At 35.2% G+C, this 23,930-nt stretch carries 26 protein-coding genes; 16 read left to right on the top strand and 10 right to left on the bottom strand.

Translation table 11 applies throughout. From position 1 onward, the window contains the following. The first annotated feature begins 69 nt into the window (after positions 1-69). The 3 genes from AC3IS6_RS14305 to AC3IS6_RS14295 all read left to right on the top strand — a co-directional run bounded on the left by AC3IS6_RS14305 (position 70) and on the right by AC3IS6_RS14295 (position 2,608). Positions 70-1,095: a saccharopine dehydrogenase family protein gene (locus tag AC3IS6_RS14305; RefSeq protein WP_489160289.1), complete on the top strand. Its 1,026-nt coding sequence runs from the start codon at positions 70-72 to the stop codon at positions 1,093-1,095. A gap of 148 nt (positions 1,096-1,243) precedes the next feature. After that, the gene (locus AC3IS6_RS14300) at positions 1,244-1,681 is read left to right on the top strand and encodes an acyl-CoA thioesterase (protein WP_291286505.1); all 438 of its coding nucleotides are present in this window, start codon (positions 1,244-1,246) and stop codon (positions 1,679-1,681) included. A 90-nt stretch (positions 1,682-1,771) separates the two neighbouring features. After that, positions 1,772-2,608, top strand: a complete 837-nt coding sequence (locus tag AC3IS6_RS14295; RefSeq protein WP_489160287.1) for a mechanosensitive ion channel family protein — start codon at positions 1,772-1,774, stop codon at positions 2,606-2,608. Between the two features lie 41 nt (positions 2,609-2,649). Here the strand turns inward: AC3IS6_RS14295 and AC3IS6_RS14290 are convergent, their stop codons facing one another. Further along, positions 2,650-3,342, bottom strand: coding sequence for a hypothetical protein (locus AC3IS6_RS14290; protein ID WP_489160285.1), 693 nt, complete (start codon positions 3,340-3,342; stop codon positions 2,650-2,652). Positions 3,343-3,689: 347 nt separating this feature from the next. On the opposite strand from AC3IS6_RS14290, the gene AC3IS6_RS14285 reads away from it, so the two are divergent. The 5 genes from AC3IS6_RS14285 (at position 3,690) to AC3IS6_RS14265 (ending at position 7,795) form a co-directional block, all read left to right on the top strand. After that, positions 3,690-4,079 (top strand): DUF1398 domain-containing protein, encoded by a 390-nt coding sequence (locus AC3IS6_RS14285; protein WP_489160283.1) that lies wholly within the window; start codon positions 3,690-3,692, stop codon positions 4,077-4,079. A gap of 69 nt (positions 4,080-4,148) precedes the next feature. Next, positions 4,149-4,946, top strand: coding sequence for a hypothetical protein (locus AC3IS6_RS14280; RefSeq protein ID WP_489160281.1), 798 nt, complete (start codon positions 4,149-4,151; stop codon positions 4,944-4,946). A gap of 48 nt (positions 4,947-4,994) precedes the next feature. Continuing rightward, entirely contained in the window at positions 4,995-5,852 is an 858-nt protein-coding gene (locus AC3IS6_RS14275; RefSeq protein WP_489160279.1) for a sulfurtransferase, read from the top strand. Positions 5,853-5,930: 78 nt separating this feature from the next. Continuing rightward, entirely contained in the window at positions 5,931-7,172 is a 1,242-nt protein-coding gene (locus tag AC3IS6_RS14270) for an ATP-binding cassette domain-containing protein (protein ID WP_489160277.1), read from the top strand. An 8-nt stretch (positions 7,173-7,180) separates the two neighbouring features. Beyond that, the gene (locus AC3IS6_RS14265; RefSeq protein WP_489160275.1) at positions 7,181-7,795 is read left to right on the top strand and encodes a hypothetical protein; all 615 of its coding nucleotides are present in this window, start codon (positions 7,181-7,183) and stop codon (positions 7,793-7,795) included. Between the two features lie 69 nt (positions 7,796-7,864). On the opposite strand, the gene AC3IS6_RS14260 is transcribed toward AC3IS6_RS14265, so the two are convergent. Both AC3IS6_RS14260 and AC3IS6_RS14255 read right to left on the bottom strand, forming a co-directional pair. Then, complete coding sequence (locus AC3IS6_RS14260; RefSeq protein WP_489160273.1) at positions 7,865-8,908, bottom strand: RluA family pseudouridine synthase; 1,044 nt, start codon at positions 8,906-8,908, stop codon at positions 7,865-7,867. Beyond that, complete coding sequence (locus tag AC3IS6_RS14255) at positions 8,898-9,521, bottom strand: PASTA domain-containing protein (RefSeq protein ID WP_263360516.1); 624 nt, start codon at positions 9,519-9,521, stop codon at positions 8,898-8,900. Before AC3IS6_RS14255 ends, AC3IS6_RS14260 begins: the two co-directional genes overlap by 11 nt. Positions 9,522-9,892: 371 nt before the next feature. Between AC3IS6_RS14255 and AC3IS6_RS14250 the strand changes: the two genes are divergently transcribed. The 4 genes from AC3IS6_RS14250 to AC3IS6_RS14235 all read left to right on the top strand — a co-directional run bounded on the left by AC3IS6_RS14250 (position 9,893) and on the right by AC3IS6_RS14235 (position 12,687). Continuing rightward, entirely contained in the window at positions 9,893-10,864 is a 972-nt protein-coding gene (locus tag AC3IS6_RS14250; RefSeq protein WP_489160271.1) for a D-alanine--D-alanine ligase, read from the top strand. A gap of 170 nt (positions 10,865-11,034) precedes the next feature. Continuing rightward, positions 11,035-11,493, top strand: coding sequence for a pantetheine-phosphate adenylyltransferase (gene coaD / locus AC3IS6_RS14245; protein WP_173966820.1), 459 nt, complete (start codon positions 11,035-11,037; stop codon positions 11,491-11,493). A gap of 8 nt (positions 11,494-11,501) precedes the next feature. Beyond that, positions 11,502-12,008 (top strand): hypothetical protein, encoded by a 507-nt coding sequence (locus AC3IS6_RS14240; protein WP_489160270.1) that lies wholly within the window; start codon positions 11,502-11,504, stop codon positions 12,006-12,008. A 100-nt stretch (positions 12,009-12,108) separates the two neighbouring features. Further along, the gene (locus AC3IS6_RS14235; RefSeq protein WP_489160268.1) at positions 12,109-12,687 is read left to right on the top strand and encodes a PhnA domain-containing protein; all 579 of its coding nucleotides are present in this window, start codon (positions 12,109-12,111) and stop codon (positions 12,685-12,687) included. Between the two features lie 150 nt (positions 12,688-12,837). Here the strand turns inward: AC3IS6_RS14235 and AC3IS6_RS14230 are convergent, their stop codons facing one another. The 4 genes from AC3IS6_RS14230 to AC3IS6_RS14215 all read right to left on the bottom strand — a co-directional run bounded on the left by AC3IS6_RS14230 (position 12,838) and on the right by AC3IS6_RS14215 (position 16,556). Then, entirely contained in the window at positions 12,838-13,284 is a 447-nt protein-coding gene (locus tag AC3IS6_RS14230) for a hypothetical protein (protein WP_173966817.1), read from the bottom strand. Positions 13,285-13,627: 343 nt separating this feature from the next. Next, entirely contained in the window at positions 13,628-14,977 is a 1,350-nt protein-coding gene (locus AC3IS6_RS14225; protein WP_489160266.1) for a DEAD/DEAH box helicase, read from the bottom strand. A gap of 219 nt (positions 14,978-15,196) precedes the next feature. Then, positions 15,197-16,081, bottom strand: coding sequence for a dihydrodipicolinate synthase family protein (locus AC3IS6_RS14220; RefSeq protein WP_489160265.1), 885 nt, complete (start codon positions 16,079-16,081; stop codon positions 15,197-15,199). Positions 16,082-16,097: 16 nt separating this feature from the next. After that, positions 16,098-16,556: a cupin domain-containing protein gene (locus AC3IS6_RS14215; RefSeq protein ID WP_489160263.1), complete on the bottom strand. Its 459-nt coding sequence runs from the start codon at positions 16,554-16,556 to the stop codon at positions 16,098-16,100. A gap of 99 nt (positions 16,557-16,655) precedes the next feature. Between AC3IS6_RS14215 and pdxR the strand changes: the two genes are divergently transcribed. Continuing rightward, positions 16,656-18,068, top strand: a complete 1,413-nt coding sequence (pdxR, locus tag AC3IS6_RS14210) for a MocR-like pyridoxine biosynthesis transcription factor PdxR (protein ID WP_489160261.1) — start codon at positions 16,656-16,658, stop codon at positions 18,066-18,068. Between the two features lie 268 nt (positions 18,069-18,336). Next, a complete protein-coding gene (locus tag AC3IS6_RS14205; protein WP_489160260.1) occupies positions 18,337-20,064 on the top strand; it encodes a M14 family metallopeptidase in 1,728 nt (575 codons plus the stop codon). Between the two features lie 167 nt (positions 20,065-20,231). Here AC3IS6_RS14205 and AC3IS6_RS14200 read toward each other — a convergent pair whose 3' ends face one another. Further along, on the bottom strand, positions 20,232-20,636 hold the full coding sequence (locus AC3IS6_RS14200; protein WP_489160258.1) for a helix-turn-helix domain-containing protein: 405 nt from the start codon (positions 20,634-20,636) through the stop codon (positions 20,232-20,234). A gap of 728 nt (positions 20,637-21,364) precedes the next feature. On the opposite strand from AC3IS6_RS14200, the gene AC3IS6_RS14195 reads away from it, so the two are divergent. After that, positions 21,365-21,859: a hypothetical protein gene (locus AC3IS6_RS14195; protein ID WP_489160256.1), complete on the top strand. Its 495-nt coding sequence runs from the start codon at positions 21,365-21,367 to the stop codon at positions 21,857-21,859. A gap of 106 nt (positions 21,860-21,965) precedes the next feature. On the opposite strand, the gene AC3IS6_RS14190 is transcribed toward AC3IS6_RS14195, so the two are convergent. Then, entirely contained in the window at positions 21,966-22,196 is a 231-nt protein-coding gene (locus tag AC3IS6_RS14190; protein ID WP_264523566.1) for a DUF4287 domain-containing protein, read from the bottom strand. Between the two features lie 430 nt (positions 22,197-22,626). Beyond that, positions 22,627-23,232 carry an NUDIX hydrolase gene (locus tag AC3IS6_RS14185; RefSeq protein WP_489160254.1) on the bottom strand — a complete coding sequence of 202 codons (606 nt, stop codon included), beginning with the start codon at positions 23,230-23,232 and terminating at the stop codon, positions 22,627-22,629. Between the two features lie 7 nt (positions 23,233-23,239). Here AC3IS6_RS14185 and pyrE point away from each other — a divergent pair, with 7 nt between their 5' ends. Further along, complete coding sequence (gene pyrE, locus AC3IS6_RS14180) at positions 23,240-23,890, top strand: orotate phosphoribosyltransferase (protein ID WP_489160252.1); 651 nt, start codon at positions 23,240-23,242, stop codon at positions 23,888-23,890. The last annotated feature ends 40 nt before the right edge of the window (positions 23,891-23,930 follow it).

Genomic DNA, 23,930 nt, shown 5'->3' with positions numbered 1-23,930 from the left:
GAAATTTTAATTATATTCGTTTAAACTAATTATCAGCTCCTTAAACGAATATATATAAAATTTCAACTTATGAAAAATACCATAGCCATTTATGGCGCTTACGGGCATACTGGAAAATTTATTGTTGCAGAACTTTACAGGCAGGGCTACTCCCTTATTCTTTCCGGGAGAGACCTGGAGAAACTGACTCTTTTAAATCAGGACTACCCGGAAACCATTCTGAAAGCGGCTGACATCCATGATCCGGAATCACTTGACACTGCATTTGCCCAAGCAAAAATAGTCATCAACTGCGCCGGTCCTTTTTTAGACACTGCCGATCCCATTATTCAATCGGCCTTGCGATTAGGCATTCATTATATTGACCTGACTGCCGAACAAAAATCGGTATTGGATATATTCGAACAATTTTCTAACCCGGCAAAACTGGCCGATATTCTGGTCATTCCTGCCGCTGCTTTTTATGGCGGATTAGGTGACTTATTAAGTACTGCAATCACTCAGGACTGGAATCAGATTGACGAAATAAACCTCTACATCGGTTTGGATTCCTGGCATCCTACAAAAGGAACAAGACTAACAGGAGACCGAAATCATTATACCAGATTAACCTTAAAAGACGGTCTTCTGCAAGACCTTCAACCCGGTGCGTCTTTAGAATGGGACTTTAAGAATCCTATTGGAATTAAAGAAGTTGTCGCATTACCCCTTTCAGAAATCATCACCATTTCGCGTCATTTAAAAGTCAGTACAATCAATACCTATCTAAGTCAAAATTCACTGGACGATCTTCGAAATACTACCACACCAGAACCAAAACCAACCGATCACAAAAACAGATCGTCGCAACATTTTTGTCTGGAAGTTACAGCAACAAAAGAAAACATCAAAAGAACAATTATCGCTCAGGGTCAGGACATTTATGCCGTTACCGCGCCGCTTGTTGTAGAAACAGTTAACAGAATACTGTCCGGAAAAGCAAAAAAAACAGGAGTCACTACCATTGGAGAAGTATTTGATGCCGCAGATTTTCTTAAATCTTTAAAAGAAGATGACATTACAATCTCTACGATTGAAGAATCGAAATTAAATTAAAACAGTTCGGTTTTTAATAGCAATAGTTCTTCTTTACCACAAATCGTTTGGTTTTTTATTCGTAATTTCGATTTTCTAAAAAAGATTGATTTTCTAAGGAAATTAACCTTCTTCTATCAATCTCATTCAATTAAAATACAATTACAAAATGGCTTCATTTATTAAAGAAATCTCTTTTCGCTGGTCAGATCTTGACCCTAATTTTCACGTTCGTCACAGTGCTTATTACGATTTTGGCGCACAGCATCGTATTGAAATCCTTGAAGAGCTGGGTTTAACTTTAAGAGTAATGCAAACACAGGGGTTTGGACCTGTTTTGTTTAGAGAAGAATGTATTTTCAGAAAAGAGTTAAAACTTTCTGATAAGATCTTCATTCATACCAAAACTTCAAAAATGAAAGCTGATGCCTCACGCTGGTCAATCATTCATGAATTTAGAAGAGAAGACGATACGCTTTGTGCCGTTATCACAGTTGATGGTGCCTGGATGGATACTAAACTTCGTAAATTAGCTTCTCCAACTCCCGAAATCGCTATTCAAGCCTTGAGCATCTTCCCAAAAAGTGATGACTTTGTTGGTCTTTAAAACGAAATCCTATTGGTTATAAATTACAAAAATCCAAAAAGCATATTCTAACAAAAGTCGTTTTTTGGATTTTTTTCAAACTTAAGAGCTATGATTGATTATTTAAAAGACTTCAGAATAGGCGTTTTTATTGCCATTATAGCGATTACCACTATAATCCTTAGTGCAATTACCGACAAAGTACTTCGTTATGTACTGTATCGAAAACAGGCCGATAAAGATTATGACGCTACAGGATTTAAGTTTTTGAAACACCTAATCATTACTATAATTTATATTTTAGGATTTGCCTTTGCCTTAATACAAATTCCCGAATTTAAAATAATTGGTCATTCTGTTCTGGCCGGAGCCGGAGTAATCTCTATTGTTGCCGGTTTGGCCTCTCAACAGGCTTTAAGCAATATTGTGAGTGGAATCTTTTTGGTTATTTTTAAACCTTTTCGCATCAACGATAAAATCACCATCAACAATTTTGTGGGCACAGTCGAAGATATCAATCTGAGACAAGTCGTTTTAAAAGATGCCGAAAACAACCGAATCATAATTCCAAATTCAGTTATTAGCAATCAGATTATTGTAAATACCAACATGCACGACACCAAATGTTGTAAAATTATCGAAGTGGGTATTGGTTATCAATCTGATATCGAAAAAGCCTTAGAAATCATGCAGGAAGAAATTGCTAAACATCCTTTTTTTATCGATACCCGAACCGCTGAAAACAAAAAGCAAAAAACACCTCTGGTTGTTGCCCGCGTAGTAGCACTGGCAGATTCAAGCGTAACCCTAAAGGCATGGGCATGGACAAAAAACTCTACAGACGGTTTCGTCCTGTATTGCGATTTACTCCAAAGCATAAAAAAACGTTTTGATGAAGCCGGAATTGACATTCCTTACCCACAACAGGTAGTAACACTGAAAAGGTAGTTTACTCTCCTAATCATTCTATATTGCAATTCCGAGTTTATTTATTGAAACTTCAGTCCAAAATTTACTTTATCAAAAGTAGTACTACAGGAAATCGCAAAACGTCCCACATTTACAGTTCCGAAAATGCCTTCTTCTCCATGACCGGAATAAAATCCTCCTGCCGAGAAACGAGCATTCTGATACTTTAAGGCAATATCATTAACCCTGCTGTTTAACTGTCCAAAAACAATGAGGTTGGGAATAATCTCATAGCTTCCAAAAATTTTAGGAGCCAGTTTGTTATAATAATCAAACCCCTCATCGGTGCCATTATTCATACTGGAGGAATGTAAATTTGCCAGACTTCCTCCAACGAAAGTATTCTCACTAAAATGCCAGGATACACTAAAGCCTGTATAGGTTCCGTCATATCCGCTTCGGGATTCTACATAACCCACAGAGATCGTTGCACGAAACTTATCACACATCTTACCAATATAACCAGTGTAGGTCCGGTCTGATTCCGTTTTATTAACACCCGCTCCAAAAATAATATCATCTTCACACAGGGTAAGCGCGTACTGAAAATAAGCAGAATACTGATCTTTGTTGGCTGAAACCACACTTCGCCCCTTGTCCAGATCAATATTTGGTGAGATAACAGTCGAATTTATGACCGCAAAATCAAATGTGTTCATTTCCTGTGCAAATACAGGAGAAGTAATCAGAAACAAAAGTAGTATTCTTTTCATGATGTCAAATTTAGGAGCAACATTCTTTTACTAAATTACTGACAAAATGATACGTTAAAAAAGAAAACCTATGAAGTGATAAAATACTCGTTAAAATGCAATATTTCAAAAACATATGAAAATTCTGTCTCCTGTTCTTCTATTATTTATTACATTTTCAATTCAATTTTAAATTCTTAAATTGTATTTTTGAATCAATAACCCAAAATAACCAAACCAGTTGTTACCCCCTTTTTTTTAAGTCTTCAAAAAAGAAAACAAAGATTACTTAGTATACAACTCGGGAAATACCTAAAAATTTATTATAATTATTCTTTTTAATTTCACAACATTTAAAACTAAAATATATGTTTACAATAGAACAAATCAAAGAAGCACACGCCAAAGTACAGAGCGGTGCTGACTTCCCAAATTACATTCAGGATCTAATCATTCTGGGGGTAAAAGGTTACGACACTTTTGTGCATGACGGACACGTTGAATACTTTGGTGTAAACAATTACAATGTAACGTCTGATGAAAAATATGACGAAATAAAAGTAGAATCCTTTCCTAATAAAGAACGTTTTATTGAGTTTTTAGTAATGCATCAGGATGGTCAAACCGACTATCTTACTTTTTGCAATCACGCTGCCCAATGCGGAATAGCAAAATGGAGAGTTGATATTATAGAAATGACCTGTACTTATTTTGACAAAGCTGGTAACGAAATTCTGATCGAAAAAATCCCGGGCTAACTTTTTATCAATCCAATCAATAAGGGTAAATAACAACTGTTTATTTACCCAACTCTAACCTATTTAACTGTGAAAAAAATATTACCTTCATTCATTTTTATCCTTTTATTTGCCTGTAACTCAAAACAACAGGATACTACCATAACCAAAACAACAAAAGAAATACCAACCGAAAAAATTGTAGCTAAAAACAGTAAGCCAGATGCTGTAAATTATCAAATTTCTATCTATGATAATCCTAAAGCTGTAGATCAGATAATGAATCATAAAGAAAGTTTAAAAAAACTTTCAGAAAAAAATGTTTTTTTAGACATTCATACCAAACTACTTCAAAAACTAACCGGGGAACAACAATCTTTTTTTAAGAAAAATCTGGATTATGAATTACTTTCTGTAGCAAAAGGAAATCTGTTTCAGGAAAATGACAACGACTTTGCTTTTATCGTTTATGACAAAAAAAAGGTCAAAATATCTATTGTAGTCTATAACGCAACTACTTCTAAATACGCTTTGATATTTCAAGATATAAAAGTTGTAAATGGTATAAAAGACGGAGATTGCGGCAGCTCTTCTTTTGGAACTTTTGATTATCAGTTTGCCCTTGATTTTTTTATTTACAATCAAGACTATCTTGAAAAAAGTACAGCATCTTATTTAGAATACCCAAATCTTAAAATTACTGATATATCAAAAGACGAAGATTTTATATTAAATAAGGGATGTTTTTCGAAAAAAGTTTCAAAAACAAACTTAGCCCATACACTTTGCATTGCTACAAGTTCTGTTTATAGCAATTGGGATTGCTTACGATATGATAAAACAAACAATACTTTTTTAATTTTTTATACACAGGCCTTCGCTGACTAAATGTCCTGCTTTTGTAATGAGAATTCTAAAAAACAAACTTTTTTTAAGATGACAGCTAAATTTTCCCCGATAATAAATCCTGAGGAGCTATTACAACACTATAATTCGTCTGAAATTATTCTCATTGATGCCAGAGCAGGAGTAAATGCAGAACAAAACTACCGCAACGAACACCTGAAAGGAGCACGGTATATTGATTTGAACAAAGATCTTGCGACAGTAGAAACCGATCCGGCTAATGGCGGAAGACATCCTTTGCCCTCTTTAGAAAAATTCTCAGAAGTACTTTCTAAAAATGGAATTTCTCCTGAAAAGCATATCATAATTTATGATGATAAAAACGGATCAAACGCTGCTGCACGTTTTTGGTGGATGCTAAGTGCAATCGGTCACGAAAAAGTTCAGGTTTTAAATGGAGGTTTACCCGCAGCCATAGCAAGCGGTTACCCAATAAGTTCAACAACGGAGACTTTTGAAGCCACTGCTAAATATCCGGTTTCTAAATGGATGCTCCATACCGCTGCTATCGAAGAAGTTGAAAAGGCCCGAAATAACGACCAAAATATTGTAATCGACGTAAGAGACAAGAATCGGTTTGACGGCTTAACAGAACCGCTGGATTTAATTGCCGGACATATTCCGGGTGCCATTAATGTTTCGTTTACCGAAAATTTAGACACTGACGGTTTTTTTCAATCTCCTCAATTTTTACATGAGAAATATTTCCGAATCATTGGAGACAAAAAGCCTGAGAATATAATTGTACATTGTGGCTCAGGAGTCACCGCCTGTCATACTTTATTAGCTATGGACTATGCCGGAATACCCATTCCTAAACTATATGTCGGTTCCTGGAGCGAATGGTCGCGCAACGATCGTGAAATGGCTACTAAAAAAACAGAATAAACTTTTTTTGCCACAGATCAGAATGATTAATCGTTTTGAATCAGTAATAGAAAAAATCATCACTAAATATATTTTAAAATGCAGCATTGGGACATCCTTTTATCGAATCAGGTCAATAAAAAGGCGTTTATAGACACTTTGCTTTTAGGTGAAGCCAAAGGAGATTTAACCACTTTTAACAATCAAAAAGGCATTTTGTTCTCAGACATTGCCATTGAAAAATTCATTGAAAAAGAATACCAGTACGATACTGTTGAAGCCGCTCCCGAATCACACAGGCAACTGAGAACATTTTCATCCGGCGAGCGCAAAAAAGAATTTCTAAAATACTGCATCAATCAAAACCCTGATTTTATTATTTTCGATAATCCCTTCGATCATTTAGATCAGGCTTCGCGCGCAGCTTTAGCAAAATCGCTTCAAAAATTAACTGACAACATTGCTATAATTCAATTGGTCAATCGTGTCGCTGATGTTCTTGATTTTGTTCCGAATAAAGCACTGATTAAAGACAACTCGTTTGAATTACATTCGATTTCAAAGAATGAAAATCATTTTAAAACTTTAAATACAGCGTCAATTCCTAAAGCGATTGAATCCCATTCCTTTCACGAAAGTATATTAATCAAAATGGATATGGTTTCTGTAAGTTATGAAGATCGTAAAATTGTTGACAACATCTCATGGACCATCAAACAAGGTGAATTCTGGCAGCTCGTTGGTCCGAATGGTTCAGGAAAAAGCACCCTCTTATCTTTAATCACGGGTGATAATCCACAAGGTTTTGGTCAGGATTTGTATTTGTTCGGAAGAAAAAAAGGAAGTGGCGAAAGTGTCTGGGATATCAAAAAACAAATTGGGATTTTCACCACCTCAATGACCGACTTATTTCAAAAAGGACACACCTTAGAAGAAATGATTCTTTCTGGATTCTTCGATTCTATCGGATTGTATATTGAACCTACTACTTTGCAAAAACAAACTGTAACACAATGGCTTGAAGTAATTGAAATGACTCATTTACGAAAAAAACGTTTTATAGACCTTTCCATTGGTCAGCAAAGAGTTGCGCTAATTGTTCGTGCCGTTTTAAAACATCCTCCATTATTGATTCTGGATGAACCTGTAGAAGGTCTGGACGATGAAAATGTCGATTTGGTTATTCAATTGATAAACACCATCAAACAAGAAACAAATGTTAGCATTCTTTATGTATCACATCGCATAGAAAATGGCCTCGCTCCTACCTCAGTATTTGAGCTCTTACCAACTCCAACGGGATCCATTGGTAAAATCAAATACCACTCAGAGCTAAACTAAAAGACAAAATGAAAATTAAATATATTGCATTTCCGGCATTCTTATTCTTGCTAATTTCCTGCTCGGGTACCCTATCAACTGTAAAGAGAGAATACCAAATAGCAAAAACAGCTACTCTAAAATCCGATTGGAATTTTAATTCAAATGAATGGTTCCTCAAAAACGACACTTTAACTGGAAGCGGAGGACCAATGCACTGGGGAGTAATCGAGTCAAAAAAGAAGCTTCCGAAAAATTACGAAATCGACTTTAAAGTAAACATCGTCAAAGAATCTTTATTTGAAATAATGCTTCATATTGATCAGGAAAATTACATTCGAACCTACTTGTATACGATAGATCAGAATATCGTGATTGGAAGGGGCGTTTACAGTAAAAATAGTGATGAATACTCCAAACGTGGCGGACCAACCCTATTTAAAAAACCAATGCAATTGGAAAACAACAAATGGTACGCAGTGAAAATCAGAGTTTCAAACAATCAGTTGTACTTTGCCGTCAATAATCAAACTTTCTTAGAATGTTCCATTGAAAAAAGCGACCTAAGTCAAAATGGCCAACTAGGTTTCATAACCAATGGACAAGCCAAAATAACCGATTTAACGATTAAAACAAATCCATAAAAAAAAGCTCCATCAGGAGCTTTTTTTCTATAACAAATTATCTAATTTTTAAATTGACACATTATCCAATTAATTTTCTTCTTCCTCTACATTATGCGACTTCACATAATTGCGCCATTTCTCAATACAATCCTGAAAATCCTGAGGTAGTTCTGTATCAAAACGCATCATTTCGCCAGTTACAGGATGTACAAATCCAAGTGTTTTTGCATGCAACGCCTGTCGTGGTAATGCTTTAAAACAATTTTCGATAAACTGTTTGTATTTCGTAAACGTGGTTCCTTTTAAAATCAAATGACCTCCGTAACGTTCGTCATTAAACAACGGATGTCCGATATGTTTCATATGAGCACGAATCTGGTGCGTTCTTCCGGTCTCCAGTTTACAGGAAATTAAAGTCACATAACCAAATCGTTCCAATACTTTATAATGTGTAATGGCAGGTTTACCAATTTCAGGATCTGCAAAGACAGCCATCTGCATACGGTCTTTCAGATGTCTCGCAAGATTTCCTTCAATCGTTCCCGCTTCTTCGACAACATTTCCCCAGACAAGAGCTATGTACTCACGTTCTGATGTTTTAGCTTCGAATTGTTTCGCCAAATGCGTCATTGAGGCTTCCGTTTTTGCCACCACTAAAAGTCCGGACGTATCCTTATCAATTCGGTGTACCAAACCTGGTCGTTCGCTGCTGTTCATTGGCAAATTGTCAAAATGATGTGCCAGTGCATTTACAAGAGTTCCTGTATAATTTCCGTGCCCCGGATGCACTACCATTCCCGGCTCTTTGTTAATTAATAACAAAGCATCATCTTCATACACAATATTCAGCGGAATGTCTTCCGGAAGAATATGGTTTTCAAATGGAGGATGAGATAACATCACTGTCACAACATCAAACGGTTTAACTTTATAATTTGATTTTACCGGAATATCATTTACAAAAATGTTTCCTTCAGTAGCGGCATTCTGAATTTTATTTCGGGTTGCATTCTGAATCAAATTCATTAAATATTTGTCAATACGCAAAAGCGCCTGACCTTTAGGGACATCAAATCTAAAATGTTCGAATAATTCGTCTTCCAGATCTAAATTTTCAATATTATTGCTCATCTTTTGGGGTTTCAGTAGTTGGCGCAGCTACACTGTCTACAGCCTGCCCTTCGTCTTCATAAGTTGCTTTTCCGTCTCCTAAAACCAAGTCGATTCTGGAAGCTTTCAATACGCGATCTCCTACTTTTAAGTTTCTTCCTTTATAACGCATCTCCAAAACCATATCTTTTCCAAGGTTTGGAATATAAGTAATCGTACCTGCTTCAAGTCCTAACGCTTTCAGGGTAGGAACCGCTTCACGATACGTTTTTTCAATTAAATCAGGAATTCTAACTGACGAGAATCCAGATGAATTAATTTTAATATATATTTTTCTTCCCACTTTTACTTTCGTTCCCGGCAGTGGATCCTGCTCAACAACACTGTATTTTGGGAACTCACTTCGGTAATCAACGCTATCCAAAAGCACATAATCCAGGTCAAGTTCATCCAGTTTTGACTCTACTTGCTCCTCAGTCAATTTCGCTAAATTCGGAACAGTAACTTCATTACCATGATCAGTTGTAAAAGTCAACCAATGCATAAACAAATAACCTAAAACGGCAATTATAGCAGCCGCACTTAATACTTGTACAAAAAATACCCGGCTCGTTAAATACTTACGTAAACTCATAAATTTATTTTTATTAGTCGCAAAGATAAAGCTATTTCGTTTCAAAAAAAATGATAATTTTGTTTTAGACAAGAAAGTCATACGATTGCCATTCGTATTAAAAACAAAGCTCCTTGGAATTTTAATTTTCAGTAGCCAATTCCTGCTGTCCGCTGTATCTTTTGCTCCCGCTCTCGCGGACACAAAAGGATGCCGCTCCCATCAGGGCTAGGAAATTAGGTTTCATAAAACATTTTCGGAACTATTTGTCACACTAAGTAATAAAGAAGCTCCAATCAAATTGACAAAGAAAACCCAAAACCTGAAACTTGAAACAATTAAACAATTAAACAGTTAAACAGTTAAACAGTTAAACATATAAACATCATAAAATGAAAAACATAGCCATTATCATGGGCGGATATTCAAGCGAATACAAGATTTCTCTAATTAGCGGAAACGTGGTACATCAATATCTTGACAAAACAAAATACAACGGATTCCGTATTCATATTTTCAAAGAAAAATGGGTTTATGTAGACGAAAACAACGCCGAATTTACCATTGATAAAAACGACTTCTCAGTAACCGTAAACGATCAAAAAATTACTTTTGACTGTGTTTTCAACGCCATTCACGGAACTCCGGGCGAAGACGGTTTAATGCAGGCTTATTTCGAGTTATTAGGTATTCCTCAATCTTCTTGCGATTATTATCAGGCGGCATTAACCTTTAACAAACGTGATTTATTATCGGTTTTAAAACCATACGGAATCAAAACGGCAATTTCGTATTACTTAAACAAAGGTGATGTAATTAATACTGCCGAAATCGTAAAAAAAGTAGGCTTACCATGTTTCGTAAAACCAAACAAAGCCGGTTCAAGCTTCGGAATCTCAAAAGTAAAAACAGAAGCCGAGCTTCCAATTGCAATTGAAGTAGCTTACAAAGAAGACAACGAAATCATCATAGAAAGTTTCCTTGACGGAACCGAAGTTTCTGTTGGAGTAATCAATTACCAAGGCGAAATTAAAGTTCTACCAATTACAGAAATTGTATCCGACAATGATTTCTTTGATTATGAAGCCAAATACGAAGGAAAATCACAGGAAATTACACCTGCGAGAATTTCAGACGAACTAACACAAAAAGTAAGCGAAGTAGCAAAACGCGCTTACGAGGTCTTAAAAATGAAAGGTTTCTCGAGAAGCGAATTCATTATCGTAGACAACGAACCTTATATGCTGGAGATGAACACCATTCCGGGGTTAACCACCGAAAGTCTGATTCCGCAGCAAGCACATGCAGCGGGAATATCTCTTGAAGATTTATTCACCAATGCAATTGAGTTAGCACTTTCTTAAAGAGGCTAAGGTTCTGAGATTCTAAGGTACTAAGATCTCAGAACCTTATTTTTTTAATATAAATGCAACACCATATTGGCATTTCGATAAAAGAAAACAAAAAATAACTTTTTCGAAGAAACAAAAAACTCAGAAACTTAGCTCCTTAGAGCCTCAGAACCTTAGAAAATATGCGAAAAGCTATATTCCCCGGATCATTTGATCCCATAACACTTGGACATGAAGACATTATCAAAAGAGGGATTCCCTTATTTGATGAAATTGTAATTGCTATTGGTGTCAATGCCGAAAAAAAGTATATGTTTTCACTCGAAGAAAGAAAACGTTTCATCGAAGAAACCTTCAAAGACGAGCCCAACGTTTCGGTTATCACTTATGAAGGACTAACCATAGATTTAGCAAAAAAACAAAAAGCCAATTTCATCCTAAGAGGTTTACGCAATCCCGCTGATTTTGAATTCGAAAAAGCCATTGCCCACACCAACAGAAAATTGTCTAAAATCGAAACCGTATTTCTATTAACAGCTGCAAGTACTTCATTTATTTCTTCAAGTATTGTTCGTGACGTACTGCGTCATGGCGGAGAATATGAGATGTTGGTTCCGGATGCGGTTAGAGTGAAGAAATAAAATATTATATGAAATACCAAAAAATAGTAGTCTGTTTATTAATATTCAGTTTATTTAGTTGTGCGACTAAAAGCAATTTTTCACAAAACAATCTTAATCAGGAATATTTCAAAGGCAAAACAATTGTATTCTCAATTAATGAAAATAGTGTAAAAAGCATTAAAAAATCAGGTCCCAGCATGGGTGTTGAAAGACGACCAAACATAAATGAAACATTCAATGAATCAGTAGCACAATTAGCTCAAGAAACTAAAATCAATTTAAAAGTAAAATATTTTAAAAATCAAACAATCAATGATTCTGAAATTAATGTTGATGCTGAAATAACCGATATTTCATGGATTTTTAATTTGTCATCAGCAACAATGGTGTCTACAATTAATTATAAAATTGGAGACAAAATTTATAAAAAGGTAGGCCTCTATAAGAATATGTCCGGTGGATCTGAGAAAAGAAATTTAATTAGATCTTTAAAAACCGCACATTATTCTCTTTTACAAGAACTACAAAAATAAAATTATATTATTTTTTATAAATAGAATAACACCAAACACATAAACTTGTTACTTATCTTAATTATAAGTAATTTCGCATTTTTAAATAAAATACCAAATAATGAGCATCGAAAGAGAATTAAACAAACGTAGCGGATCTAAATGCGAACTTTGTGGAGCTGAGGAAAACCTAAAAGCATATCAAGTATTACCAACTCAAAAAGGCGGTCTTGAAGAAAGCATCATGGCATGCAGTACTTGTATTGACCAAATTGAAAATCCGGATAATGTTGATTTAAACCACTGGAGATGTCTTAATGACAGCATGTGGAATGAAAACGTTGCCGTACAAGTTGTAGCCTGGAGAATGTTAAGCCGTATGCGCGCCGCAGGTTGGCCACAAGAATTACTTGACATGATGTATTTAGACGAAGATACGCTGGCATGGGCGCAAGCAACAGGCGAAGGCGAAGACGACGAAAACAAAATCATTCACCGTGATAGTAATGGTGTTATTTTAGAGCATGGAGATTCTGTAGTTTTAATCAAAGATCTTAAAGTAAAAGGATCAAGTATGGTTGCCAAACAAGGAACTGCTGTACGTAACATTCGTTTAGACCATGAAAATGCCGAATACATTGAAGGAAAAGTTGACGGTCAGCAAATCGTGATTATCACCCAATACGTGAAGAAAATTTAGTCGCAGTTTACAGTCGCAGTATGCAGTTTCAGTTTTAAAATAAAGTAAAGACTGAAAACTGAGACCGAGACTGAAAACTAAAACTGAAGCAATACAAAAAAAGGCTATTCAGAACCCTGAATAGCCTTTTTTAGTGATTTACAATTAAACCTATTTTTGGAATAATTTATTAATCTGATCTTTTACAAATGGTTCAGAAACACTACTTGTTGCAGAAGCAGCTTCTTTTGAAGAAACCATAAACTGAACCGTAGCTTTTTCCGGAACAACACTTCCTGTGTAGTGCAACCAGATATAGTTATTCGGTAATTCTAATTTAATATCATACAAAGGACTTGCTGTAAAACCATTGATGATAATGTTGTAAAGACTTGCGTAGTCGTTATTAACATTCTTGAATGTAAATTTTCTCAAGCTTGACGACTCGTCATCGTTTTGAATACTTGTATAGTATACAGTGTACTCATCTCCAATTTTCTGAATGTAGTTGTTATTTACTTTTCCTAATTTTTCAACCGGTACAGTTTCAATAACTTTAATTTGTGCAAAAGACACAACACTAAACAACAAAATAGCAATCGTAATAATTCTTTTCATAATTAATTTGGGGTTTATTATTTACGGGCACAAGAAACGCAGAAATTATGATAAATTAAAGCCTAAACCTTTAATTTTTTAACAATCATTTTAGCTTCCTGTCCTAACGTAACCAAAGAACAATTAAACCACAAATTAATACATTAACATTCAGTAAATTAAAACAACAAAACATTAAATCAATCGAAAAAAACAGCCGAATTTAAGAATAAAAAAACCTAAAAACAGGCTGTAATACGTGATATTTTACTACAAATAGCGCTTCAAAACTTTGTCAGAATTCATGTATCTGAAAAAGTTATCTGAGAAAAACATCAAATAGAGAAAACCGAAAACAAAAAGACTACCTTTCCTCCTCTTTCTTCACTACTTTGCGGGCAACTTCGATTTTGAATTTCTTGCCCTTCATCTTTTCGTCTTTAATGTTTTTAAGCAGATCTTTTACCTTGTTGTACTTTACAGCCGCAAACGATATAAAATCCTTCACTTCGATCAAGCCCAAATCTCCTTTTTCAAGTTTTCCTTTTTGAGAAAAGAAACCAACGATATCAATCTTATTTAGTTTTGTTTTCTTTCCGCCGCTAATATAAATCGTTTGAAATTCCGGTGGTTTTGGTAAAGTTGTAGTATTTTCAACCTTTAAAACCTTCATTCCATAATCAATATAGTCCAGTTTTTTTTCACTTTCATGAACAATAATATACGCTGTTCCCGAAGCCTGCATACGTGCGGTACGACCATTACGATGCGTAAATTCATCCTCTTTTAAAGGCAAATGATAATGAATTACGTGCTTCATTTCCGGAATATCCAATCCGCGAGCAGCCAGATCAGTAGTAATCAGATAACTCATACTACCATTTCTGAACTGAATCAATGCGCGTTCACGCTCTTCCTGATCCATTCCGCCATGATAATAGGTCGCGTAAATTCCTTTTTCGTTTAACGTATCGCTGATACGCTCTGCGGCATCACGGTGGTTACAGAAAATAATAGCCGACTGCGATTTCAGCGAACAAATCAAATTGAATAAACTTTCCAGTTTATCCTTGGCAGGCGAAACCACCATTTTCATCGAAAGATTCGTTTTTTCTTCCTCTTCCGGAATAAAATCCAAAACAGTTGGATTCACCACTCTTGTGTATCTCGGAATCTCAATATCAGAAGTCGCTGAAACTAAAACACGTTTGTTCAATTTCGTTAACTTCCCAATGATATAAGACATTTGCTCATGAAAACCCAGTTGCAAGGACTTATCAAATTCGTCCAGAATCAAAGTCTGAATTTTATCTGTGCGAAAAGTATCCCTGTCAATGTGATCGGCAATTCTTCCCGGAGTTCCAATAAGAACTGCTGGCGGGTTGCTTAAATTCTTGATTTCAGTATCAATAGAGTGACCTCCGTAGCAAATATTTACTTTGTATTGGGTTCCCATTTTTTTCCAAACCTGCTCAATCTGCAAACCTAATTCACGCGATGGCACTAAAATCAAACATTGAACCGAAAGAATTTCAGGTTGTAATAATTCTAGAACCGGCAATAAAAAGGCTAATGTTTTTCCTGATCCTGTTGGAGAAAGAAGTAAAACATTATTATCGTTCAAAATAGCATCTTGTGCTACCTCTTGCATTTCATTTAGGCTCTCAATTCCTAAATTCAAAAGTATGTTATTGGAATGGTGTTTTTTATTCATTTTGCAAAAGTAATCAAAATAGTTTTTTGTTTCAGTTTTTGTTTGTTTCAGGTTTCAGATCTCAACTATTTGACAATTTAACCGCAAAGTACGCTAAGTTTTGTAAAGTATGTTTTTATAAAAGCGCAAGGAACGCAAAGCTTTGCGTTCCTTGCGCTTGTCAACCCTTTCTAAAGTAAAAAAAATCTTAGCGTACTTTGCGGTAAAAACCTCAATACATTACTCTTCTACTTCTTTCAAAATCAATTTAAACTCTGCGATTTCGCTTTCAGTTAAAGGTTTTAATGGGCTTCTTAAAAAACCTCCTTCAATTCCATGAATTTCCAAACCTGCTTTAATTGCTCTCGGCAAACCTTTGTTCACAATAAACTTCAAAAGATTCACTTGCTTATAAAATGCTTTTTGAGCCGCCTGCAAATCATTTTTCTGAATTGCATCATACAATTCCAGATTCAGTTTCGGAATTAAGTTGGGTGCAGCCGTACACCAACCAGTTGCTCCTGCAGAAAATGCAGCCAGTGCCAGAGGATTTGAGCCATTAAAGAATGCAACACCATCACCCAATTCCCGCTTTAAATAATGCATTCTCTGAACGTCTCCGGTACTTTCTTTAATCATCGTGACATTGGCAATCTCAAGAAGTCTTTTTAACAAAGCAGGTGACATATCTACTCCTCCGGTTGCAGGATTATTGTAAGCCATTATCGGAATCGAAATTTGCTTGGCAACAACATCAAAATGCTGCACAATTTCATCATCTGTAAGTTTCCAGTAACTCATCGGAATAATCATTACCGCAGCTGCACCAGCTTTCTCAGCAAATTTAGCGTGATAAATTGTTTTCTCTGTTGTTAGGTTAGACACCCCAACCAAAACTGGAACTCTGCCGTTAACCTGCTCGATTGTTGCGACAGTAATTGCTTCTTTCTCTTCGTCTGACAAATAAGGCATTACTCCAGTGCTTCCCAGTGGAGCAACCGCATGACAACCGGAAACAATTAAACGTTCCAGTAATTTTTTATACAAGCTGATATCAACTTTTTCGTTTTTATCGAATGGTGTAATTGGATAAGCAATAATACCTTTAAATAGGTCGTTTTTCATTTTGTTTCTGTTTTAATTAAAGATCTCTTCCTTCTTCCTCTCTTAATGCAACACCCAAATTCTGAAGCTGAGGTGCATTCTCACAAGCGATGTACTTCGCCGATGCTTCACTGCTTAAATTCTGATGTCTGTGCCAAGCCCAACTCGGAATATAGACAGCATCACCTGCCTTCCATTCTACTTTTGTATCTTCAATTTCAGTATATCCATGCCCTTCAATTACATAAATAACCGTTTCATAAGTATGACGGTGTCTGTTTGTCAATTGGTCCGGCAATAAACCTCCAATCGTCATACTTACATTCTTACTGGGAAGATCCACGAAGAAAACGGGATGTTTTCGCTCCGTAGAAAATTGATCGTGAACTCCGGCCTGTTCTACATTTTTGTGGATTAATTTTTCAGGCATCACAAAAGTGGGTCTGGCAAAGGTTTGGTGAAAGTCTTTTGATAAAAATTGCTTTTTAGTTTCCATAAGTCTAATAATTATTATTTTTTGCATTATTGCTCCACAAAATTATTCTAACTTTGGACTACTCAACTGATACAGTTTTATCATAAATAAATAGTCCAGATGTTAAGACCTTGGCAATTAGAAATTCAACTAAACACAAATGCAGCAAAAGCAATTTATCTTCAAATCGCCGATGCCATAATTGAAGCAATCAAAACCGGAATGCTCAATAGCGGAAATGCACTGCCCGGAAGCCGTCAGCTCGCGGGATTGTTAAAAGTCAACCGAAACACTGTAATTGAAGCTTTAGATGTTTTAATTGCCGAAGGCTGGCTGATTACACTAGAAAGAAAAGGAACTTTTGTAGCTGATATTCTGCCAATAGCTACCGAAAGCACCAATCAGAACCAAAAACCAAGTTATACAGAAGAAGAAACACAGCCGCTAATTGTTTTTGATGATGGAATCCCCGACAGCCGAATTGCTCCAATGAATGAACTCGCCAGAGCCTACAGACAGATTTTCAACCGAAAGTCACGCTGGCAAATCATGGGATACAGCACCGAATATGGAAATTTAGAATTTAGAAAAGCAATTGTTCAGATGCTTAATTTTAAAAGAGGCATGAATATCACTCCCGATGAAATTTGTATTACACGCGGAAGTCAGATGGCAATGTATTTAACCGCCAACCATTTACTCTCTAAAGATGATTATGTAATGGTCGAAAATCCGGGGTATCAGCCCGCCTGGGAGACATTTAAAAACAGTGGTGCTAAACTGCTTCCTGTAAATGTTGACAAAGATGGCCTATTGATCGATGAGGTTGAAGCCTATTTGAAGCAATTCAATACTATAAAAGCAATATATGTAACACCACATCATCAATTTCCAACAACAGTAACCCTAAGTTTAAAGCGTAGATTAAAACTCATCGAATTATCTAACCAATACGGTTTTACGATTATTGAAGACGATTATGACAATGAATTTCATTTTGGACAACGCCCGGTCCTCCCTATGTCAAGTTACAGTAACGCTAAAAACACGGTGCACATTGGAACCTTAAGTAAAATTGTAGCACCTGCACTCCGAATTGGTTATCTGGTAACTGATCGGGAAACCATTCTAAAAGTAGGCAGACACCGAAAAATGATTGACGTGCAAGGTGATAACATTATGGAAGAAGCCGTTTTACAACTCATAAACGAAGGCGAAATAAAAAGACATCTCAAAAGAACTACCCTAATCTACAAGGCAAAACGTGATTATTTTGAGACAATATGCAACAAATACCTAAAAGACAAAACCACTTTTACAAAACCTGAAGGCGGCCTCGCTTTTTGGATAATTCCAAATTCTGCAGTCAACATTTTTGAAATTGCCGATAAACTGCTGCTAAAGGGAATAAAAATAATGACTCCAGAAAAATATAGTTTTGACCAACCTATCTCCGGATTCAGACTTGGCTATGCTTCCTTAACCGAAAAACAAATCGAAGACGGCATAATCGAGCTTGCTAAGTTGTTGTGAGTTTTGTTTGTTTCAAGTTTCAGGTTTCAGGTAGAAATGCGATTAAACTTTGCGCAGACTTTACCGCAAAGATGCAAAGGTTTACACAAAGTTCGCTAAGTCTGTCACAAAGCTTTGCGAACCTAGCGTTTTCGTAAAATCCCAGATAGTAAAAAACTTAGCGTGCCTTGCGGTTAATCTTTTTACCCTCATTCAAAACCTAAAACTTGAAACGTGAAACCTGAAACTAAATTTAATTATATTTGATTCTTGCTTTAAAAACCAAACCATGAAACTTTTTACCCTTATCATTTCACTTTTCTCGTTAACCCTTTTCGCTCAAAACAATAAAAAATACGACACCTACTTTGAAAAAGGAAACGGAAATCAGTCCGCTTCGTATCAGGAAACCATTGCTTATTATAAAATGCTGGCTCAAGATTTCCCAACCATTCAGGTGAAAGAAATGGGATTGACAGATTCGGGCGAACCGTTACACATGATCACTTACAATTCCGAAAAGGAATTTGATTTTGAGAAAATCCAAAAGAACAAAGCGGTACTTTTTATCAATAACGGAATACACGCCGGAGAACCTGACGGAATCGATGCAACCATGCAATTCTACAGAGACTTGGCAACAGGAAAGCTTAAAGCTCCTAAAAACACCGTTCTGGTTTGTATTCCGGTTTATAATATCGGAGGTGCATTGAATCGAAATTCAACCACAAGAGCCAATCAGGATGGACCTGAAATTTATGGCTTTAGAGGAAATGCCCGCAACTACGACCTGAATCGGGACTTAATGAAATCAGATACCCGAAATACAAAGAGTTTTGTTGAAATTTTTCAAAAGATAAACCCTGATGTTTTTATTGATAATCATGTAAGCAACGGTTCCGATTATCAGTACAAACTCACTTACATCATGACACAGCACAACAAATTAGGAACGATTCTGGGTGACTTTATGAATACCGAAATGATGCCCGCTCTAGTCAAAGACCTACAGCAAAAAAAAATCGAAACAACGCCTTACGTAGATTCTTTTAAAGACACTCCCGATAAAGGTTTTGGGCAGTTTGTCGACAGTCCGAGATATACTACGGGTTATACTTCGTTGTTCAATACTATCGGATTTGTAGTCGAAACACATATGCTGAAAAAATATGCCGAACGTGTAAAAATGACTTACGAATACACCAAATCGACTTTGGATTATACCGATGCTAATTACCAAAAAATCAAAGAACTTCGCGTAAAAAACCTCGAGCAATACCAGCCTAAGAAAACCTATACTTTAAAATGGGAACTAGACAGTACAAAAGCCACTACGTTTTTATTTTCAGGTTACGAAGCCGGTTATAAAAAAAGCGAAGCTACAACAGGAAACAGATTGTACTACGATCGAAGCAAACCGTATAAAAAAGACGTTCCTTATATCAAAGAATTCAAATCGGTAAAAGACGTTGTTATTCCTTTTGGTTATATCATTCCGCGTGGTTATTGGAATATAATTGACCTACTGAAGAACAATAATATCTCGTTTACACCCCTTAAAAACGACACTATCATTGAAGTTGAAAGTTATAAAATTGCCAATTTCAAAACTGTTTCAAATGCTTACGAAGGACATTATTTGCACCGAAATACGACTGTAACTTCTAAAATTGTTAAAATGGCTTTCGCCAAAGGAGATTACCTTGTTCCAACCAATCAAAAAGGTGTAAAATACTTAGTTGAAGCTTTTGAACCTGAAGGTGTTGATTCTTTCTTTAACTGGAATTTCTTCGACACCATTTTACAGCAAAAAGAACATTATTCCGGATATATTTTTGAAGACACAGCCGCAAAACTATTAAAAGAAAACCCAACTTTAAAAGCCGAATTAGAAAGCAAAAAACAAACTGATCCTGAGTTTGCTAAAAATCCAGAAGCGCAATTGGATTGGATTTATAAACATTCGGCCTATTATGAAAAGGCACATTTACAGTATCCTGTTTATCGAATACTGTAATATTTAATCGCAAAGAACGCTAAGTTTTTTTTTATTTTAAGTGTTTTGTAAAAATACTAAGATCATAAAGCTTTGAGTTCACGCTCGCAAAAACATAAAACCAAAAGCACTAAAAAAAGCCTAATAAACATAAATTTATTAGGCTTTTAAATTATGAAAAGATAAAACTATTTATCCTTCAATATCTTTTCTAAAAACTCAACTTTCTCTTTTTCAGCCTGAACCAAACGCTCGTAAAGTTTTTTATTTTCTTCTACTGATTCCATTAATTTATCCAGTGGATTAAAAGTACAATGGTTGTTAAAAGTTCCGGCACTATTATCTGTGAAGCTATTAAAATAATTAATTGCGGCTTCGTCTGAAAAATTCTTAAGCGCTTCAACACTTACTCCTAAAGCTTTTGCAATTGGAGCAAGTTTCTCATCATCTATAGTTTCACTATTTTCCAAAATTGAAATTGCCTGTTGGTTGGTTCCTAAAGCCTGTGCCAACGCTTCCTGCTTCATGTCTCTAAGTTCGCGAATTCTGCTAATTTTTCGTCCTATATGGTTTGGTTTTGCAAGTGTACTCATAATTCAAAGATAATATTAACGATCATTACAATCAATAATGTAAAAAACATATTTTGCTACGTATGATACAGTTTAGATGATTTTTACTATTGATTTGGATATCAAACAAAAGTACGATTTTTGGGACATGAAATAGTTAAAATAAAAAAATTATGCATAGTGCAAAAATCTAAATATCCGAAACTAAAAAAAACGGTTTGAAAGCCCAAAAAAGCAACAACGCAGTGCAACGCACTACAAACTAGATAAAAAGAGAATCCCGCCCTAAAAGGTCAAAAACAAACAGATGCAAATTATTTTCAAAAGAAGAATAATTAACTTCCGTAATAAATGCCCTCATAGTATATGACAAACCTTTTCTTCGCGAGTAGGCTTTCGCCCTTTCAGGGCTTAAACAACAATCATAATCATTCATTCTTAGTGCTTCGCACTAAGCTTTTGCTAGGGCTCTTTCAGAGCAAAAGGCACCAAAAATAGGCTGAAAACTTAAAAACATAGACTTCACATTAAGCTATTTCTAAAACCCTTTCAATAGCAAAAGGCATAGAAAATAGGCTGAAAGCCTAAAAGCATAAGCGTAGTACAACGCACTACGAACTAAATTAAAAGTTAAAAAATGTTTTTTTTTGATTTACACCGACCTAAAAACTACAAAGATTTTCAATAAGTTAATTTATATTTGTTAAAGCTATAACCAAACCATTAAACCAATTTAAACCAAAACCAAAATGAATACCACTTTTTATCTTGAAAAGTTTCAAGAAGCAGCGGATCGTCTCGATCAAAAAATTCTAAGCGAAAAATCAATTGAAGTTGCTGTTGGAATTTACTTAGATTCTGTTTTTATAAAACTGTATAAGAAATCCTGGTCTACTAATCCTGACGAAGCCTTAACTTCCGAATCAAGAATTTTCTTTTCCGTTTGGATTAGTGATTCAGACATTGAGAAACAAAGATTAATGTATAACATCCACGCTTTAAAACTTAGAAAATTCAAAGTTTACACTATAGAGAGCCGAAAATTTGCCGAAGTATTTAGAAAATCTTTTAAAACGTATGAAGACAGATGGCCCAATGTAACAACAAATCACGGCCCCTTAACCTTGATGGAAGGCTGGTTAAAACTTAACTTAGAAAACCTTCAGGAAGAAATAGTACAACTATCAAATAGCTTCTTAGAAATTGAACACCTGATTGATGCCGCTTTTGATCAGTTTAAGTAAAAAAACTTAAAGTACTGCTCGTGGATAAGTTTAGAATCCTTACTTACAATTCAAACATTTTCACGAGCAAAACTTTCTTATTTTGACTAAAATTCAAAAAACCTTTCTACTGGCTATTCTCGTCTTTTATTCCTTTTAGCAATGCATAAATAGCCATTGCATGTCCCTGTCCTAATTCATAATCTGCCTTAAGCCAGTTTACAATATCTCCGGCTTTTACTTCAGGTTTGAGTTTCCCCTCTTGTGTAAATGCTTTTTGTTCTGCTAAAGCTCTAAATTCGGCCGGACCATTACCAGTCTTTTCTTTAATTGTTTTTAAATACGCTTGAAATGACATAAAATATGTGGTTAGTTGATTAATCTTACAATAAACGAAAATACAAATTAAAATTTAATTCCGTTTAAAGATTTTTTCACTGGTCATTACTTACGATTTTAAAACATTATATATTAGTTAAACATAAATAAATCTGTTCTTTAAACAAATCGCAGAACTAAAACAAAAAAGCCAGTGAACATAGCGCCACTAGCTTTTTGAAATATAAAAAATTTAGATTTTTTGACCGTTGGTGTAATTCATTTTAACACATAGTTACATAGGTTCTGCATCTACAAAAAAGGCGTTTCACTTCATTTAAATACACATACTTTTCTATGCGAAAGAAATATATTTCTTTTTTCATTTCCTCTTTTGCTACTAAAATCTATGTTTCTATGTGTTAAATAATTCTTTTATTAATTATACCCAATCGGTTAGATTCTTAATCTTATTGTTTCAATTGATTCTCTTCTTCAAACAACAATTTGATGTTTTCATAAGAGTTTTTTAAGGCTTCTTTAATCTGTTCCGGATTTAACCAGGCAACTTTTTCTATTCCCTCTTCCAGCTGACCTTGTGGAGTTCCTTCAAAATCAGTGTGCATTTCAAACCAATGTGTGATTTTGAGTTTGTATTTCCCATTACGTTTGAAAACGTGATACGTTTTTTGGAGTTTGTTTGTAATACGAAGTTGGTTCACCCCGGTCTCTTCTTCAACTTCACGCATCGCTGTAGCTTCAATTTCTTCTCCTTTCTCGATTCCGCCTTTTGGCAAGTCCCATTTTCCATTTCTGAAGATGAATAAAACTTCGCGTTTTTTATTGTACACTAAACCTCCTCCTGCTTTGTTTACAGGAATTTTAGCCTTTAAAGTCTTCATAATCTCCTTCTCATCAGGATGATATAAATAAGCCTTTTGAATTTTATTTTGAAAGATTTTCACTATAAGCTGTTCGATATCAATGCTCTCTAACAAGAATAATTGAAAATTAGTCTCTCTTGAGATTTCATTTGTCAAAAAAAGTGGTTTGTCGTTCACAAAAACTTTATACATTTGTACTATGATTTTTAATAAAGATACTGCCGAAAAAACAGCCGAATTGCTTTTGCAAATAAATGCAATTAAATTGAATCCCGAAAATCCTTTTACATGGGCTTCAGGTTGGAAATCGCCTATTTATTGTGATAATAGGTTAATTCTTTCATTTCCAAGCATCCGAAATTACGTTCGTGATGAGTTTGCGAAAAATATAGAAAAACAATTTGGGAAACCAGATGTCATTGCCGGTGTTGCCACAGGTGCCATTGGTGTTGGAATTCTTGTTGCCGAAAGCCTTGGACTTCCATTCGTATATGTGCGTCCTGAAGCTAAAAAACACGGAAGACAAAATCAGGTAGAAGGTTTTTTACAAAAAGGTCAAAATGTTGTAGTTGTTGAAGATTTAATCAGCACCGGAAACAGCAGTTTGATGGCAGTAGAAGCTTTACGTAACGAAGGAGCTAATATTAAAGGAATGGCTGCCATTTTTACTTATGGTTTTAATGTCGCCGAAGAAAACTTTAAAAATGCCAATATCGATTTGTATACCTTAAGCAATTACGATAACCTATTGGATTTAGCAGTTCAAAAACAATACATTAGCGAAGAACAACAGTCTACTTTACAAGAATGGAACGTGAGTCCATCAACCTGGGGACAGGAGGAGGAGTAATTTTAGATTGCAGATTTTAGATTTTCTAAAAATAGCTTTG

This window comes from Flavobacterium sp. KH_035 (assembly GCF_057839565.1).
This window is presented reverse-complemented; position numbering and strand designations above follow the sequence as displayed.

Bases quoted from the DNA above. Each gene is read 5' to 3' on its own strand.
- AC3IS6_RS14265 (WP_489160275.1), top strand. From the start codon at position 7,181: ATGAAAATTAAATATATTGCATTTCCGGCATTCTTATTCTTGCTAATT.
- AC3IS6_RS14260 (WP_489160273.1), bottom strand. From the start codon at position 8,908: ATGAGCAATAATATTGAAAATTTAGATCTGGAAGACGAATTATTCGAA.
- pyrE (WP_489160252.1), top strand. From the start codon at position 23,240: ATGATTTTTAATAAAGATACTGCCGAAAAAACAGCCGAATTGCTTTTG.
- AC3IS6_RS14215 (WP_489160263.1), bottom strand. From the start codon at position 16,556: ATGGAAACTAAAAAGCAATTTTTATCAAAAGACTTTCACCAAACCTTT.
- AC3IS6_RS14285 (WP_489160283.1), top strand. From the start codon at position 3,690: ATGTTTACAATAGAACAAATCAAAGAAGCACACGCCAAAGTACAGAGC.
- AC3IS6_RS14240 (WP_489160270.1), top strand. From the start codon at position 11,502: ATGAAATACCAAAAAATAGTAGTCTGTTTATTAATATTCAGTTTATTT.
- pdxR (WP_489160261.1), top strand. From the start codon at position 16,656: ATGTTAAGACCTTGGCAATTAGAAATTCAACTAAACACAAATGCAGCA.
- AC3IS6_RS14190 (WP_264523566.1), bottom strand. From the start codon at position 22,196: ATGTCATTTCAAGCGTATTTAAAAACAATTAAAGAAAAGACTGGTAAT.
- AC3IS6_RS14275 (WP_489160279.1), top strand. From the start codon at position 4,995: ATGACAGCTAAATTTTCCCCGATAATAAATCCTGAGGAGCTATTACAA.
- AC3IS6_RS14230 (WP_173966817.1), bottom strand. From the start codon at position 13,284: ATGAAAAGAATTATTACGATTGCTATTTTGTTGTTTAGTGTTGTGTCT.
- AC3IS6_RS14220 (WP_489160265.1), bottom strand. From the start codon at position 16,081: ATGAAAAACGACCTATTTAAAGGTATTATTGCTTATCCAATTACACCA.
- AC3IS6_RS14235 (WP_489160268.1), top strand. From the start codon at position 12,109: ATGAGCATCGAAAGAGAATTAAACAAACGTAGCGGATCTAAATGCGAA.
- AC3IS6_RS14225 (WP_489160266.1), bottom strand. From the start codon at position 14,977: ATGAATAAAAAACACCATTCCAATAACATACTTTTGAATTTAGGAATT.
- AC3IS6_RS14270 (WP_489160277.1), top strand. From the start codon at position 5,931: ATGCAGCATTGGGACATCCTTTTATCGAATCAGGTCAATAAAAAGGCG.
- AC3IS6_RS14250 (WP_489160271.1), top strand. From the start codon at position 9,893: ATGAAAAACATAGCCATTATCATGGGCGGATATTCAAGCGAATACAAG.
- AC3IS6_RS14185 (WP_489160254.1), bottom strand. From the start codon at position 23,232: ATGTATAAAGTTTTTGTGAACGACAAACCACTTTTTTTGACAAATGAA.
- AC3IS6_RS14300 (WP_291286505.1), top strand. From the start codon at position 1,244: ATGGCTTCATTTATTAAAGAAATCTCTTTTCGCTGGTCAGATCTTGAC.
- AC3IS6_RS14295 (WP_489160287.1), top strand. From the start codon at position 1,772: ATGATTGATTATTTAAAAGACTTCAGAATAGGCGTTTTTATTGCCATT.
- AC3IS6_RS14195 (WP_489160256.1), top strand. From the start codon at position 21,365: ATGAATACCACTTTTTATCTTGAAAAGTTTCAAGAAGCAGCGGATCGT.
- AC3IS6_RS14205 (WP_489160260.1), top strand. From the start codon at position 18,337: ATGAAACTTTTTACCCTTATCATTTCACTTTTCTCGTTAACCCTTTTC.
- AC3IS6_RS14290 (WP_489160285.1), bottom strand. From the start codon at position 3,342: ATGAAAAGAATACTACTTTTGTTTCTGATTACTTCTCCTGTATTTGCA.
- coaD (WP_173966820.1), top strand. From the start codon at position 11,035: ATGCGAAAAGCTATATTCCCCGGATCATTTGATCCCATAACACTTGGA.
- AC3IS6_RS14255 (WP_263360516.1), bottom strand. From the start codon at position 9,521: ATGAGTTTACGTAAGTATTTAACGAGCCGGGTATTTTTTGTACAAGTA.
- AC3IS6_RS14305 (WP_489160289.1), top strand. From the start codon at position 70: ATGAAAAATACCATAGCCATTTATGGCGCTTACGGGCATACTGGAAAA.
- AC3IS6_RS14200 (WP_489160258.1), bottom strand. From the start codon at position 20,636: ATGAGTACACTTGCAAAACCAAACCATATAGGACGAAAAATTAGCAGA.